Source organism: Phaeobacter sp. G2, assembly GCA_025163595.1.
Taxonomy (GTDB): domain Bacteria; phylum Pseudomonadota; class Alphaproteobacteria; order Rhodobacterales; family Rhodobacteraceae; genus Pseudophaeobacter.
Genome location: CP104100.1, coordinates 3,186,570 through 3,200,245, shown reverse-complemented (window position 1 = coordinate 3,200,245; position 13,676 = coordinate 3,186,570). Strand labels below are relative to the sequence as shown.

15 protein-coding genes and 1 other RNA gene are annotated in these 13,676 nt (G+C 60.3%); 9 read left to right on the top strand and 7 right to left on the bottom strand.

What is annotated here, in order from left to right; translation table 11 throughout:
• Positions 1 to 8 precede the first annotated feature (8 nt).
• The 4 genes from N1037_15260 to N1037_15245 all read right to left on the bottom strand — a co-directional run bounded on the left by N1037_15260 (position 9) and on the right by N1037_15245 (position 4,593).
• Complete coding sequence (locus N1037_15260) at positions 9 to 965, bottom strand: DUF2927 domain-containing protein (GenBank protein UWS78620.1); 957 nt, start codon at positions 963 to 965, stop codon at positions 9 to 11.
• Between the two features lie 3 nt (positions 966 to 968).
• Positions 969 to 2,159, bottom strand: coding sequence for a toxic anion resistance protein (locus tag N1037_15255; protein ID UWS78619.1), 1,191 nt, complete (start codon positions 2,157 to 2,159; stop codon positions 969 to 971).
• 38 nt (positions 2,160 to 2,197) lie between these two features.
• The gene (locus N1037_15250) at positions 2,198 to 3,157 is read right to left on the bottom strand and encodes a 5-bromo-4-chloroindolyl phosphate hydrolysis family protein (protein UWS78618.1); all 960 of its coding nucleotides are present in this window, start codon (positions 3,155 to 3,157) and stop codon (positions 2,198 to 2,200) included.
• Positions 3,158 to 3,330: 173 nt separating this feature from the next.
• Entirely contained in the window at positions 3,331 to 4,593 is a 1,263-nt protein-coding gene (locus N1037_15245; protein ID UWS78617.1) for a pseudouridine synthase, read from the bottom strand.
• A gap of 81 nt (positions 4,594 to 4,674) precedes the next feature.
• Here N1037_15245 and N1037_15240 point away from each other — a divergent pair, with 81 nt between their 5' ends.
• Complete coding sequence (locus N1037_15240; protein ID UWS78616.1) at positions 4,675 to 5,121, top strand: nucleoside deaminase; 447 nt, start codon at positions 4,675 to 4,677, stop codon at positions 5,119 to 5,121.
• Between the two features lie 79 nt (positions 5,122 to 5,200).
• Positions 5,201 to 5,830, top strand: coding sequence for a DNA-3-methyladenine glycosylase I (locus tag N1037_15235; protein UWS78615.1), 630 nt, complete (start codon positions 5,201 to 5,203; stop codon positions 5,828 to 5,830).
• A 147-nt stretch (positions 5,831 to 5,977) separates the two neighbouring features.
• Here the strand turns inward: N1037_15235 and N1037_15230 are convergent, their stop codons facing one another.
• Positions 5,978 to 6,670 carry a metal-dependent hydrolase gene (locus tag N1037_15230; GenBank protein ID UWS78614.1) on the bottom strand — a complete coding sequence of 231 codons (693 nt, stop codon included), beginning with the start codon at positions 6,668 to 6,670 and terminating at the stop codon, positions 5,978 to 5,980.
• A 251-nt stretch (positions 6,671 to 6,921) separates the two neighbouring features.
• Here N1037_15230 and gatC point away from each other — a divergent pair, with 251 nt between their 5' ends.
• From gatC to N1037_15195, 7 genes are all read left to right on the top strand, one after another.
• Positions 6,922 to 7,209, top strand: a complete 288-nt coding sequence (gene gatC / locus N1037_15225; GenBank protein UWS78613.1) for an Asp-tRNA(Asn)/Glu-tRNA(Gln) amidotransferase subunit GatC — start codon at positions 6,922 to 6,924, stop codon at positions 7,207 to 7,209.
• Positions 7,210 to 7,212: 3 nt separating this feature from the next.
• Positions 7,213 to 8,700, top strand: coding sequence for an Asp-tRNA(Asn)/Glu-tRNA(Gln) amidotransferase subunit GatA (gatA, locus tag N1037_15220; protein UWS78612.1), 1,488 nt, complete (start codon positions 7,213 to 7,215; stop codon positions 8,698 to 8,700).
• Positions 8,701 to 8,739: 39 nt separating this feature from the next.
• The gene (locus N1037_15215; GenBank protein UWS78611.1) at positions 8,740 to 9,534 is read left to right on the top strand and encodes a hypothetical protein; all 795 of its coding nucleotides are present in this window, start codon (positions 8,740 to 8,742) and stop codon (positions 9,532 to 9,534) included.
• Positions 9,534 to 10,274, top strand: coding sequence for an N-acetylmuramoyl-L-alanine amidase (locus N1037_15210; GenBank protein ID UWS78610.1), 741 nt, complete (start codon positions 9,534 to 9,536; stop codon positions 10,272 to 10,274). Before N1037_15215 ends, N1037_15210 begins: the two co-directional genes overlap by 1 nt.
• A gap of 150 nt (positions 10,275 to 10,424) precedes the next feature.
• Positions 10,425 to 10,846, top strand: an RNA gene (gene rnpB / locus N1037_15205) — RNase P RNA component class A.
• A 214-nt stretch (positions 10,847 to 11,060) separates the two neighbouring features.
• On the top strand, positions 11,061 to 11,228 hold the full coding sequence (gene rpmG / locus N1037_15200; protein UWS78609.1) for a 50S ribosomal protein L33: 168 nt from the start codon (positions 11,061 to 11,063) through the stop codon (positions 11,226 to 11,228).
• 290 nt (positions 11,229 to 11,518) lie between these two features.
• Complete coding sequence (locus N1037_15195; protein ID UWS78608.1) at positions 11,519 to 11,959, top strand: hypothetical protein; 441 nt, start codon at positions 11,519 to 11,521, stop codon at positions 11,957 to 11,959.
• Positions 11,960 to 12,051: 92 nt separating this feature from the next.
• On the opposite strand, the gene N1037_15190 is transcribed toward N1037_15195, so the two are convergent.
• Together N1037_15190 and N1037_15185 are read right to left on the bottom strand one after the other, a co-directional pair.
• Positions 12,052 to 12,525 carry a GNAT family N-acetyltransferase gene (locus N1037_15190; GenBank protein UWS78607.1) on the bottom strand — a complete coding sequence of 158 codons (474 nt, stop codon included), beginning with the start codon at positions 12,523 to 12,525 and terminating at the stop codon, positions 12,052 to 12,054.
• Positions 12,526 to 12,630: 105 nt separating this feature from the next.
• Positions 12,631 to 13,407 (bottom strand): Bax inhibitor-1/YccA family protein, encoded by a 777-nt coding sequence (locus N1037_15185; GenBank protein UWS78606.1) that lies wholly within the window; start codon positions 13,405 to 13,407, stop codon positions 12,631 to 12,633.
• Positions 13,408 to 13,676 lie beyond the last annotated feature (269 nt).

Here is a 13,676-nt window from a genome sequence, read left to right as displayed (position 1 = left end):
CACCGTGCTCAGAGCGGTTGCCCCATTACGTCGCGGGCAAGGATGCGGATGATTGGCCGGGCTTCTTCGATGCGCATGCCGGTGCGCAGTCTGGGGTCATACAGCATCTTGAGCAGCAATTCGTCATGGCTGGTCAGATAGGCAAATTCGTCATCGTCGTTGAAAATCGAAGGCCGCACCTTGGGGCTGTCATTCAGCAGTCCCAGGCCCTGGGCCACTTCCTCGTGGATGCAGCTGTCGCGGACCAGATCGGGATGTTCAGCACGAATAAGCGCAACGCCGCGGATATAGTCAAAGGGCGCATTCTGCGGCCCACCTGCCAGCACAAAACAATAGTGGCTGCGCGGCAGATTGACAAATAGCTGCAGGTCATTGTCGCTCAGGTTGGGCAACAGGTCGCGCACTTTTTCAGCCACATAGGCACGATCATCGGCGCTGGCAAAAATCACATGAAAGTTGCCCTGTCTGGCCGTGGTGGTGATGTTATGGCCGGTGACGCGTGACAGGCGTGCGCCATAGGTCGCCAACACAGTTTGGTCGCGTTGGCGCTGTGCCTCGGGCACCGAGGGGCCAAAATCCGCCACCAGCTTGACCGGCCCGGACCAGCGGCTCAAGCCGCCAGTCAATCCGCTGCCGCTGCGCCCGGCATATTCATTGTAAAAGGCGATCTCTTCAAAATGCTCCGCCAGATCATCGGCGTCATAGGGGGTTTCTGGTCCGCCCCCGTCGGTGCGCAGCAATCCACGGGTCAGCAGGTCCTGCTGTAGCACCCGGTAATAATTGCGCAGTTGGGCGCTCTCAACCGAGGGCGGGCGATAGGCCGCCGGAAGCACTTGCGGGCGTTGTTCCGGCACCAAAGAGGTTCCGGGGCTGCTGGGCAGGCAGGCGGTCAGGGCGACCCCGCCAAGGGCCGCCACTACAAGGGGCCGCATGGCCCGAAGAATTGCCGCTACTGCCTGTGCCATCATTCAGCCGGGAACGGCGGTGCCAGCATTGTCGCCAACCCCGTCTTTGCGCGCCTTGGCCGCGGCCAGGGTATCGCGCAATTCGCCTTCCATCTTTTTCAGCTCTTCCTCGGCGGCGGCACGGCGGGCCTTGCCTTCGTCTGCGATTTGCAGGCTTTCCTGGATGGTGCCAACCAGATCGGCATTGGCCTGTTTTACCGCCTCAATGTCAAAGACACCGCGCTCCATCTCCTGGCGGATCATCTTGTTGCTTTGGCGCAGGTTGGCGGCATTGGAGGTCAACAATTCATTGGTGAGATCATTGGCAGAGCTCACGGCCTGGGCGGCCTCAGCCGAGCGCTGGATGGTCACCGCCTGGGCCAGCTGGGTTTCCCACAGGGGCACGGTATTGACCAGGGTCGAGTTGATCTTGGTGACCAGGCTCTTGTCGTTTTCCTGCACCAAACGGATTGACGGCAGCGATTGCATGGTGACCTGACGGGTGAGTTTAAGGTCATGCACCCGGCGTTCCAGGTCATCGCGTGCAGCGCGCAGATCCCGCAGCTCCTGGGCGCGCATCACCTGATCGTCCTCAGGCGCGGCGGCGACGGCTGCCTCCAGGGCGGGGATGTCATTGGCGTCCAAATCGGCCAGCTTGGCCTCACCGGCGGCAATATAAAGCGCCAGTTCGTCATAGAAGTTCAGAGTTTTCTCATAGAGCATATCCAGCGATTTGATGTCTTTCAGCAGGGTGTGCTCATGGCCCAGCAGGTCGTCGGTGATCTTGTCAATCTGGCTCTGGATGGTTTCGAACCGGGCGGTAAATTTGGCAAAGGGCGCGGCGCGGCCCAACAGGCGCTCCCAGAAGGTGGGTTTGCGACGCACATCCAGTTCCGAGACGGAAAAGCCGCGAATGGTGGTGACGATGCCACGCAGGGAATCGCCAGCCGGGCCGACGTCCTTGTTGCGCACATCCGCCAGCATCGCCTGGCTGATGGTTTGCAACTCCGCCTGAGCGCCAGAGCCAAAACGGATAATCGAGTTGCTGTCACCCATGTCGATTTCACCGATGCGGGTGGTGATCTCGGCGCTGACCTCGGGGGTGGCAGTGGCGAGCGCCTGCACCTCTTCGACGGGGTCTGGCAGGGTATTTGCAGCCACTGCCATGACTTGGGCTTCGGCTTCGGCGGCTTGTTTTTGAATGGTCTCGGACATTTAAGGTTCCTTGCAAAAGAGGAAAATAAAGCAATGTGTTAGCTGCGGTCCAGATGGACGCCTTCGCGCTGCAGACGATCGCGTAACACGTCGATTTCAACGGTGAGATCGCTGCGGTCTTCGAGCAGCATTTTACGGGTGCGGGCGGCAAAATTGTCTTCCAGATCGCTGAGCAGTGACAGGTAGTCTGCCCGCGCCGTTGCATCGCCGCTGCGGCTGTAGATATCGGCAAATTTTACCGTCGCGTCCTTGGCGCCGCGCAAATAAACCGTGAGGTATTTACGGGCCGCTGTCAGATCACGGGGATCTTCTTCGACGGTGCGAAACAGTTCGCGGGCGACGGCCTGAAACTGTTCAACGCGCTCTTCTACGTCCCGGTCACGGGCCCGCATGGCGGCGTCTGTCATTTCATCCAGGCTGAACTCGGCTTCTTCCACGGCGCGGGCGACCCGGTTTTGCTGGAAATCATCAATCCCTTCGGTGCCCTTGTCCTGCAGCGGATCAAGCCCAAAGGCGGCCAGGTGCAAGCCGCAGGCCGCCAGCCCGTAGATTGCAGCGGTCACAATGCCAGGCTCAGCTTTCCAGGCGGCAAGGGCGCCGCCGAGACCAACCAGAACAGCGGCCAGGATTTTGCGGGGCAGGGCGGGTTTGCGGGCGACGCGCCGCATGTCATAGGCGGCTGTGGCGCGCAGACCTTCGCGCAGCATATAGGCACCCGCCGTCCAGAAACAGGCGGCGATCAGCCCCATTGCCAAGCCAGTGGCGCCATCGTTCAAAGACAGCAGCACCAGCAGGCCAGCCGGGACAAACATCAAGTTAGAGCGCAGCCCAACCGGATCGGGAGTGGCGTTGCGGATTGCCACACTGGGGCGCGATGCGCCTTGGGGCGTCGCGGTGCCGGACTGGTTGCCGGATTGGGCACCAGACTGGGTGTTGCCTGAGTTGGGCGTGGCCGAGCTGCCCCGTGGACTGAATTTGCCGCCAAACTGTTTTGCCATGGTTTTAGCTCCCAACGATCCAGCCGGTGCTGAGCCCGACCATCAGGAGTAGCAAAGCGACAAAGGCAAGTTTCTGCACGCGGGTCCCTCTCGCAACATTCAGATCTCTCTCGTTACTAAGAAACTAGGGGATGCGACGGGCACTTGCTAGGGGGAAGTCTTGTTGAACCGCCTCAGCGGCGAGGATTTTTGCCGATAGGGCGCGGTTTTGGGCCGCCACCGCCACCACCGCTGCGGGGCGCGGGTTTGCCCGTGCGGTTGCTGCCGCCAGCGCCGCTGGGCTTGTCGCCAAAACGGTCTGCAGATCGTGAGCCGGGTTTGCCTGCGGGCTTTCCACTGTGTTTGCCCGTTGGTTTTCCGGTGGGTCGACCTGTTGACCTGCCAGTCGGGCCGTCTGCTGGTCTGCCAGTTGGTTTTCCAGCAGGTTTCCCAAAGGTCAGATCGCCAGTTTGGGGGCCGCGTTTGCCACTGGATTTGTTGCCAGGTTTGCCGCCGGGTTTGCCGCCGGGTTTTCCACTGGGTCTTTGGCCCGGTTTGGCGCCTGGTCGTCCACGAGTTGGTCGGGCGGCTGGCGTCTCTTCCATGTCCTCAGCCTCAAGCCCAAGCTGGTCACGCACAACGCGCGGGCGCAGTTCTTCCACTTCGCCCAGTTTCAGCGTGCCCAGTTGGAACGGGCCATAAGACAGGCGCAGCAAACGGTTCACGGTAAAGCCGATGTCTTCCAGCGCGCGGCGGATCTCACGGTTTTTGCCTTCGCGCAATCCGATGGTCAGCCAGGCATTGGCGCCCTGCTGGCGATCCAATGCCACATTCATCGGCTGAAACCGCTCGCCGTCAATCACCATGCCTTTGCGCAGGGGCTCAAAATCTGCTTCTTGCGGGCGGCCATTGATCCGCACCCGGTAGCGCCGCAGCCAGCCCGTTGAGGGCAGCTCAAGGCGGCGTTTGATGGCGCCATCATTGGTCAGCAACAACAACCCCTCAGAGTTCAGGTCAAGCCGTCCCACCGTCATCACCCGCGGCAGATCTTCGGGCAATTCGTCAAAAATGGTGCGACGCCCCTTTTCATCGCTGTTGCTGGTCACCAACCCGGCGGGCTTGTTGTACAGCCACAGACGCGGCGCCTCGGCCTGGGGCAGGGGCTTGCCATCGACGATAATGCGGTCCCGGTCTGTCACGTTCAGCGCGGGGCTGTCGATCTTGGTGCCGTTCACCTTGACGCGGCCCTCGGCGATCATGCGCTCGGCCTCCCGCCGCGAGGCAACGCCTGCGCGCGACAGCACCTTGGCGATGCGGTCCCCGGCGGGGGCGCTGTCCTCGGTGGAGGACGCGGCTGAAGCCACTTTGGCGGCTGATTTTGCGGCGGCTGGGGCCTGCGCGGAGGTTTTGGCCTGTGCGGGGGCCTTGCCTTTGGGGGATCCGGGTGCTTTGCTCATGGATCTGGGACATAGAGCATTCCTGAGGCTTGCGAAAGCTCCCATTGCGGGGCAGGAACGCCTGAGGAGGACAAAGCCGCTATGTTCAAGTCGCATATGGATGTTGCCCTGGCAGAAGCGCGCGCCGCTGCGAGCCGGGGCGAGGTGCCGGTGGGGGCGGTTTTGGTAGACCCAACCGGCGCCATTGTTGCCCGTGCAGGCAATCGCACCCGCGCGCTGTCTGACCCCACCGCCCATGCCGAAATTCTGGTGTTGCGACAGGCCTGTGCCGCAGGACAGACCGAGCGCCTACAGGGCTTTGATCTCTATGTGACGCTGGAGCCCTGTGCCATGTGCGCCGCCGCCATCGCAGCGGCACGTATCCGGCGTGTGTATTATGGGGCTTCCGATCCTAAATCCGGCGGGGTGGCGCATGGGGCCTGCGTTTTTTCGCACCCGCAGGCACATCACGCTCCAGAGGTCTATGAGGGAATTGCAGAGGTGGAATCGGCAGAGATTTTGCGGCAGTTTTTCGCCGCAAGGCGTTAAGATAGTGGACTGATTTCAAGGTGCGGGGCGATGTTATGGTCGCAAGAGAAGCCAAAAAGGCCAGAAGAAAAGGTGCAGAGTGAGTAAACTTATCAACGGCCAGGACGGCCAACCGCGCTGCGCCTGGAGCGCTTCGGCGCCAGAATTTGACGCCTATCATGATGCTGAGTGGGGCTACCCAGTGGGCGATGACATCCGGCTGTTTGAAAAGGTCTGTCTTGAAAGCTTCCAGTCTGGCCTCAGCTGGCGCACGATCTTGGCCAAGCGGGAAAATTTTCGCGCCGCCTTCTGCGGTTTTGACTGGAACAAAGTGGCCGAGTTCGACGAGGGTGATGTGGCGCGGTTGTTGCAGAATACCGGTATCATTCGCCACCGGGGCAAAATCGAAGCCACCATAAACAACGCCCGCCGGGCTCAGGAAATGGTTGCGGAGTTTGGCTCTTTGGCTGCGTTTTTCTGGAGCTTTGAGCCGGATCCCGCAACGCGCCCCGAGCCGCAGACCCAGACCACCAGCGCCGACTCGGTGGCGCTGTTCAAGGCCTTGAAAAAGCGTGGATGGAAATTTGTCGGCCCCACCACCGCCTTTGCCTTTATGCAGGCCATGGGGCTGATCAATGATCACGCCAGGGGATGTATGTGTCGCGCCCGGGCCGATGCGGCCCGGGCCACTTTTACTCCACCGGTCGCGATCGGCGCTCAAGGTCTTTAACTCCACACTTAGACCCACGCACCAGTTTCAGGATATGGCACCCCAGCGCCGGGCAATAGCCCGGCGCTGGGCCCAACGGGAGCGGATCTGCAGCGCAGATCCGACGACGGGCGGGAGCCCCCCTTTGCGGTGCGCAGTCCTAGGGGCTTAGATTTCAATCGCCTCCAGGACCTTTGGTTCGATCACCTCGACACCAGGCAGCGCCTCGACCAGATGCTCCGCGTTCTGTTCCAGAATGGGAAAGGTGCCATAGTGGCAGGGGATCAGGGTTTTGAAATTGAAGTAGCGTTTGGCAGCATAGGCGACCTGTTTCATGTCCATGGTGAAATGGCCACCGGCGCTCAGGATGCCAACCTCGGGTTTGTAGTAGTCTCCGATCCAATCCATATCCGCCATGATCCCGGTATCTCCCGAGATATAGACAGTTTTGCCTTCACTCATCAGCATATACCCCACTTCCGACCCACTGGCGCGCAGACCGTCTTCGGTGGTGAAGGTGGAGCTGTGTGAGGCCGGCACCATCGCCAGCTTTGCCCCGCCCAGATCGACTGTGCCGCCCTTGTTGAAGCCGATGGTGGAAATGCCTTCGCTTTCGCCCCAATAGCCCATCAGATCATACTGTCCCACCACCGGTATGTTGTGCGCTTTTGCCAGCGGCAACACGTCCACAACATGGTCAAAATGGGTGTGGGTGAGAACAATATGGGTGGCTCCGTTCAGGGCTGCATCATACTGGCTTTCGGCAAGCATGGGATTGCCGCTGAGCCAGGGGTCGATCAAAAACACCTGATCGTTGGTTTCAATGCGAAAGCTGCCATGTCCCAGCCAAATGATCTTCATCTCTTCTACTCCCTCTCAAGACGTTCTTGCCGGGCGCAGACTATCAGCGTTACCGCAGTTTGCCATGGGCAACAGCTGCAGGGCAGAATTTTGAACAGCTCTGGCGCAACGGATCCAGGCGGCAGATTTTCCGGGCAATCCGGCAAAAACACCGGGTTTCGCGGAGAAAGCGGCCAGTGCCAGCCAGCACAGGCTTGCAGCTGAGCCGCCACCCCGGTAAATGCCAGATTGAACACGAGATGAGGGTTTCCATGTCGATTGACCAAAACACCGCCGCCAAAGTGGCCAAACTGGCCCGGATCAAGGTTGAAGATGAGGCGCTGCCAGCCCTGGCCGCCGAATTCAACACGATCCTGGAATTCATCGAGCAGCTGAATGAAGTCGATGTCGAGGGGGTCGAACCGATGACCTCGGTGACGCCGCAGCGGCTCAAGCGGCGCGAAGATGTGGTCACCGATGGCGACCAGCCGGACAAGATCCTGTCCACTGCGCCGGATGCGCGCGAAGGCTTTTTTGCCGTGCCCAAAGTGATGGAGTAAGAGATGAGCGATCTGAACAAGCTTGGCCTGGCAGAGGCCCGTGATGCGCTCCGCAAGGGGGAAACAACCTCCGTCGAGCTGACCAAAGCCTGCCTCAGCGCCATCGACAAGGCAGATGCGCTCAACGCCTTTGTGCATAAAACGCCCGAAATCGCGCTGGAACGCGCGGCGGCCGCAGACGCACGGCTGCAACAGGGCGATGCCCCGGCCATGTGTGGCCTGCCGGTGGGGATCAAGGATCTGTTTTGCACCAAAGGCGTCGCCAGCCAGGCGGCCTCCAAAATCCTTGAGGGATTTGTCCCGGAGTACGAAAGCACCGTGTCCCAGCAACTGGCCGACAATGGCGCGGTGATGCTGGGCAAGCTGAACATGGATGAATTTGCCATGGGCTCGTCGAACGAGACTTCGACCTATGGCAATGCTGTCAGCCCCTGGCGCCGTGGGAACGATGATGCGCCGCTGACCCCTGGTGGCTCCTCTGGTGGCTCCGCGGCAGCGGTTGCGGCGGACCTGTGTCTGGCGGCCACCGGCACTGATACTGGCGGCTCGATCCGCCAGCCTGCGGCCTTTACCGGCACCGTTGGCATCAAACCCACCTATGGGCGCTGCTCGCGCTGGGGGGTTGTTGCCTTTGCCTCCTCGCTGGATCAGGCCGGACCAATGACCAAATCGGTGCGCGATGCGGCGATCATGCTCGAGGCCATGTCGGGCCATGACCCCAAAGACAGCACCAGCGCCGATCTGGCGGTGCCCAATTTTGAGGCCATGTTGACCGGCGATATTCGCGGCAAAAAGATTGGTATCCCCAAGGAATACCATATGGAGGGCATGCCCGCCGAGATCGAAAAGCTCTGGGCTGAGGGCACGGCGATGCTGAAAGCGGCCGGCGCCGAGATCGTTGATATCTCGCTGCCCCATACCAAATACGCCCTGCCAGCCTATTACGTCATTGCCCCAGCTGAGGCCTCGTCCAACCTGGCGCGCTATGACGGGGTGCGCTACGGCAACCGTGCCACGCTGGAGGCCGGCGATGGCATCACCGAGATGTATGAAAAAACCCGTGCTCAGGGCTTTGGCGACGAGGTGCAGCGCCGTGTCATGGTTGGTACCTATGTGCTGTCGGCCGGCTTTTATGACGCCTATTACAACCGGGCACGCCGGGTGCGCAGCCTGATCAAGCAAGACTTTGAAAACGTCTTTGCAGCGGGCGTTGATGCGATCCTGACTCCGGCCACACCGTCGGCGGCCTTTGGTCTGGGAGAGATGTCGGATGCGGATCCAGTTGCAATGTATCTGCTGGATGTCTTCACCGTCACAGTGAACCTTGCAGGCCTGCCGGGCATTGCTCTGCCAGCTGGGCTCGACAGCCAGGGATTGCCGCTTGGCCTGCAGCTGATTGGCCGTCCTTGGGAAGAGGGTGACCTGCTGAACACCGCCTATGCACTGGAGCAATCCACAGGATTTGTGGCAAAGCCCGGAAAATGGTGGTAAAGATCCTCTCAAAGAAGAGCAGATAAACAGGTAAAGCCTATGCGTGTCGTTGTTACACTTGTTGCCCTTGGCAGTATTCTATCCCTTGCAGCATGTAGCCCACCGGTACCAGATAGCGCAGCGGGCGTCGGCATTGATGGCGACCCCTTTGCCCCGCCGCCCGCGGCGGGGACCACCATCACTGGCGATCCTCTGGTGCCGCCGGCTCGGATTTCCAGCGAAACTCTGCCACTCGCAAATGAGCCGTTGCCCACTGCGCCACGCAGCCCTGCCAGCAGCAGTGTCGCGTCGAGCTATGGGGCGGGTAGTGGCAGCACTGCGGCGGCTGATATCGCGGCAGAAACCCGGGCCGCCCTACAGGCCGCCGGAGCCAATTCCGGGCAGGCACCGGTAGAGGCAAGCCCCTCCAATCCGGCACCCGCCTTGATTGGCAATCCGGGCATTTCCGATGAAAACAATTTTGACGCTGTCGCGGCGCGTCAAACAATTGAAAGTGACGCGCAACGCTTGGCCAATCAGCGCTCGCAATACCAGCAGGTCGCGCCCACGGCCTTGCCGTCTCAGACTGGCAGCCGCGACCCAAATATCGTGCAATACGCCCTCAGCACCTCCCATCCGGTTGGGACCAAAGTCTATAGCCGTGCCGGGATCAATCTGCGCAGCCGTTCTGCACGTAATTGCGCCGGGTTCCGCTCCTCCGATCAGGCACAGATTGCCTTTCTTCAGGCGGGTGGCCCCAAGCGGGATCGTAAAGCGCTGGATCCGGATGGAGACGGCTATGCCTGCAGCTGGGATCCCAGCCCCTATCGGCTGGCAGTACGCGGCAATTCCTGATGCCCGATCTGGGGGAGGTTTCGGTGGACGGACCTGGCGCGGTTGGTGCGGTTCCTCCACTGCAGGCCCAGTGGTGTCCCAGCCCTAATTTTGGGGCGCGACGGGACGGGCTGCGCCCCAGTCTGGTTGTGGTGCACTATACAGCGATGCAAAGCGCTGAGGCGGCTTTGGCGCGCCTCTGTGATCCGGCGGCTGAAGTCTCCGCGCATTACCTGATTGGGGGCGATGGGCGTCTTTGGCAGATGGTGTCTGAAGACCAGCGCGCCTGGCATGCGGGGGCGGGGGAATGGTCCGGGTTGGATGACATCAATTCCCGCTCTATCGGTATTGAGCTGGACAACACCGGTACGCATCCTTTTTCTGAACCGCAGATGGCAGTGCTGGAGTGCGTGCTGGCGCAAATCCTTGCGCGTTGGTCGATTGCGCCAGAAGGGGTGATTGGGCATTCTGACATGGCACCGGGGCGCAAGAGCGACCCGGGCCCGCGCTTCGACTGGGCGCGGCTTGCGAACCTTGGATTGGCGCGGGCGGTCCCGGCAACTCTTGGAACAAGCCTGCTTGACCCTGGCGTTGCACTGGAAGATATGCTCCGCCGCTATGCGCGCGATCTGGGATATACCGCTGCGGTTGATGATATGACGCTCTTGTCTGCCTTGCGATCCCGCTACCGGCCCTGGGCGACGGGGCCGTTGGTTGCGGAAGATCTGGCACCTTTGGCGCAATCAGAGATCTGGGTTTAAGCGATATGCGAGGCTCTGCCTTGCGATGCGAGATAGTATTGGCCAACGCAAATCCCAAAACCCATTCCTTTGACCAAAGGCCAAGAGGGGCAGAGCCCCTGTTCGCTTACCGCTTGACGCGCGTTGCCGGGGGGAATAGGCGGGCAAGGCGCAGAAGGCTGGACGGCCGCGCTGAGGGCTTGCCCTTCGCGAGGAAAGTCCGGACTCCCTAAAGCAACGGTGCCGGGTAACGCCCGGGCGGGGTGACCCGACGGATAGCGCCACAGAAACAAACCGCCACGCCGTGGCTGCCTTCGGGTGATCACTTTGGCGTGGTAAGGGTGAAACGGTGGGGTAAGAGCCCACCGCGCCGCTGGCAACAGGGGTGGCAAGGCAAGCCCCACCGGGAGCAATGCCAAATAGGGTCCCCGCGCAGGCAGGTCGGCACCAGCCGAAACCGCTGCTAGGCTTGCTTTAGCCGAGAGGGACCGGGTTGGCAGCTAGAGGTGCATAGCAATATGCATCGCAGAGGAATGGTCGTCTAAGGAGCGCAAGCTCTGGGACAAAATCCGGCTTACAGGCCTTCTGCGCATTTTCCGACACAGCAAACCTCCTAAGGGGGAGCGGCAGCACGGCGGCTGTCGCGGCCGGTTTTGGGGAACAAGAGGCAGAAAGAAGAGCTGTATGGCGAATTCCAGGGCAAAGCGGTGGGAATCCTATTGACTCGGAGGCTGTGACGGGTACAAGCCACGCTCGTATAGGAATTTACCGAGAGGCCCCTGCCTTTTCGGACGCAGGAGAAGCACCATGGCGAAGCCTACCACAATTAAGATCCGCCTGAACTCGACCGCGGGCACTGGCCACTTCTACGTGACCAAAAAGAACGCACGCACCATGACCGAGAAAATGGTTATCCGTAAGTATGACCCGGTTGTGCGCAAGCATGTTGAGTACAAAGAAGGCAAAATCAAGTAAGCCTTCCTTGTTCTTTCAAGGTATTAAGGGTCACGCAATGCGTGGCCCTTTTTCGTTTTCGACCCTATTGCGCCCTGAGGCCGCGCCATTACCCGACTGCACCTTTTGCGTGAAGAGCCTGTTGAGGCGGCAGTTGGTGCGGATGTGTCCAGCCATCTGGCCATCTGAGGGTCGCTAAAATTCAATTGGAAACAGCTGAAAAAGCGCATCATTCTAAAATTGGTAAGGCCTGATTTTGCCCCATTCTTTGCCTAGGTAGGTGGGGTGGAATGGTGAAAATGGGTGTTGTCATGGTAAAGAGTATGTTGTTTAGCGCCGCGTTTGTGTTTGCGGTTGGTCCCGAGGCTATCCCGGTTTCGGCAAATGTTGTTCCCCTGCCCATGGAGGTCGCGGCCACTGACCTGCAGGTTGGCGGGCCGCAAACAAATCTGGACAGCGTGGCGGTGCAGCCCGTCCGAGGAAATGAACCGGTTGCCTCTGGCAGTCAGCAGCGGGTGGTGCAGGTATTGGGGCGGTCGCTGTCTCTGTCTCTCATGCGGGCAGATCGCATGGGATTGGCGGTTCTGAGCGTGCCAAAGCGCAGTGTCATTGCCAGTCTCCCCAATCTAGAACCCGATGCATTTCGCAGTCTTGTGGCCGTAGAATCGGGCTGTCGCCCGGTTGGGCGGGTGCAAGTGGTCGGCGGCAGAGGTGGCACACTGGCGCTGGCAACAGGGCTGTCCTGTAGTTAACAGCCCAGACGCTTCCCTTCCCAACAGGTTTCGGCCTGCGTTCGCCCTAGGGTCGCCCTGGGGGGCGATCCTGGCGCAGCGCGGCCAGCCCGTTAGGCTCGCCATTCAGCCATGGTCACGACCGGCTGCAAGCCCAGACCTTCAAACAGGCCCGCCGAGGCGCTGTTGAAGGGGGCATAGGTGGTGGCAATGGTGCCGACACCCTCGGCCTCTGCCCGCTGTTTGACCGCCGTGAGCAAGGCCTGGCCAACGCCCATGCGGCGAAACGCCTTGGCGGTGGCGATGTGGTGTACCATCACGCGGGTCTCCTCAAATCGGATGGGCAGCGGCGGGCGGTGCTCGATGCCAAAGATGGTATAGCCCAACAGCGCCCCCTGGGGGCTTTCAGCGATCAGCGCGGTGATCGCGTCTTCCTGTAGCCAGCCCTGCAACCACTGCTCAAGCGCCGCGTCTGAGGGGGCTGCCGGGTAGCGGGCGGGCTGATGTTCAACATGCAGGGCATGCAGCTCTTGCAAGAGCGGGACGAGGCGGCTGGCCTGGCTGGGCGGCAGGTCTAGAATTTCCATTGGTATTCCTAGGTCTTAATAAGGGGATGAAATAATCTGCAAAAACAAAAAGGGCGGATCTTTGTGATCCGCCCCTCGCTTTAGGTCTTGGAATGTCTGTGTCGCTTATTCGCGGTTTCCAAGCAGCTGGAGCAGCATGACGAAAAGGTTGATGAAGTCCAGATAGAGGCTCAGCGCACCCATGATCGCGGCCTTGCCCAGCCATTCCTGATCGCCGGTGTGGGCCATTTCAAGGTAGGTCGTCTTGATCTTTTGCGTGTCATAGGCGGTAAGGCCAGCAAAGATCAGCACCCCAATGACGGAAATCGCAAAGGCCATGGCGCCGGACTGCAAGAACATGTTGACGATAGAGGCAACGATCAGACCGATGAGCCCCATGATCAGGAAAGCGCCCATGGCGCTGAGGTCCTTTTTAGTGGTGTAACCCACCAGGGACAGGCCAGCAAAAGAGATCGCTGTGATCAGGAAGACCTGAATGATCGACTGACCTGTGTAGACCAGGAAGATCGAGCTGAGCGACAGGCCCATGACGGCGGCAAAAGCATAGAACAGCAGCTGCACACCGGCGGCGGGCATGCGGTTGGCGGCGGCACCAAAGCCAAAGATGAAGGCCAGCGGTGCCAGCATGATCACCCATTTCAGCGGCGACAGGTAAATCGCATTGCCAAAGCTGGTCAGATATTTGCCCTCGGCGATCATGGCTGTGGCGTTGGCTGGGTCAAAGGTCACTGCCAGGTTGGACAGGGCCCAAGCAGCCAGGAAGGTGATAAACAGGCCTGCGGACATTGTGCCGTAGACCTTATTCATATGGGCGCGCAGCCCCGCGTCGATTTGAGCAGAGCTTACCCCTGCTGCGGATCTCATCGTATCAAACTGTGCCATGTATCATGGTCTCCGTTCCAAATTCTCCCTCGCCGAGCCGAGCCCGCGTCATAACGGGCCAAGTGGCGTTCCCGCTAAATATCGGGTGTCTTGGGCAAGCGTTCAAGTCTTTGTGCAGAGAAACAGCTTAAAAACGTAAAAAGACCTGCCGCATAGATTGGGCAGGTCTTCGTGTTGGTTTGGTTTTGGGGTCGCTCGCTGTTTGATCAGCTTGGAAGCGGGAAAACGGCCTGACGGCTCTTGCCAAGATAAACGGCCTGACGGCTCCA

Excerpts from the sequence above, each read along its gene's own strand:
- N1037_15260 (UWS78620.1), bottom strand. The coding sequence starts at position 965 with ATGGCACAGGCAGTAGCGGCAATTCTTCGGGCCATGCGGCCCCTTGTA.
- N1037_15255 (UWS78619.1), bottom strand. The coding sequence starts at position 2,159 with ATGTCCGAGACCATTCAAAAACAAGCCGCCGAAGCCGAAGCCCAAGTC.
- N1037_15250 (UWS78618.1), bottom strand. The coding sequence starts at position 3,157 with ATGGCAAAACAGTTTGGCGGCAAATTCAGTCCACGGGGCAGCTCGGCC.
- N1037_15245 (UWS78617.1), bottom strand. The coding sequence starts at position 4,593 with ATGAGCAAAGCACCCGGATCCCCCAAAGGCAAGGCCCCCGCACAGGCC.
- N1037_15240 (UWS78616.1), top strand. The coding sequence starts at position 4,675 with ATGTTCAAGTCGCATATGGATGTTGCCCTGGCAGAAGCGCGCGCCGCT.
- N1037_15230 (UWS78614.1), bottom strand. The coding sequence starts at position 6,670 with ATGAAGATCATTTGGCTGGGACATGGCAGCTTTCGCATTGAAACCAAC.
- gatC (UWS78613.1), top strand. The coding sequence starts at position 6,922 with ATGTCGATTGACCAAAACACCGCCGCCAAAGTGGCCAAACTGGCCCGG.
- gatA (UWS78612.1), top strand. The coding sequence starts at position 7,213 with ATGAGCGATCTGAACAAGCTTGGCCTGGCAGAGGCCCGTGATGCGCTC.
- N1037_15215 (UWS78611.1), top strand. The coding sequence starts at position 8,740 with ATGCGTGTCGTTGTTACACTTGTTGCCCTTGGCAGTATTCTATCCCTT.
- N1037_15210 (UWS78610.1), top strand. The coding sequence starts at position 9,534 with ATGCCCGATCTGGGGGAGGTTTCGGTGGACGGACCTGGCGCGGTTGGT.
- rpmG (UWS78609.1), top strand. The coding sequence starts at position 11,061 with ATGGCGAAGCCTACCACAATTAAGATCCGCCTGAACTCGACCGCGGGC.
- N1037_15195 (UWS78608.1), top strand. The coding sequence starts at position 11,519 with ATGGTAAAGAGTATGTTGTTTAGCGCCGCGTTTGTGTTTGCGGTTGGT.
- N1037_15190 (UWS78607.1), bottom strand. The coding sequence starts at position 12,525 with ATGGAAATTCTAGACCTGCCGCCCAGCCAGGCCAGCCGCCTCGTCCCG.
- N1037_15185 (UWS78606.1), bottom strand. The coding sequence starts at position 13,407 with ATGGCACAGTTTGATACGATGAGATCCGCAGCAGGGGTAAGCTCTGCT.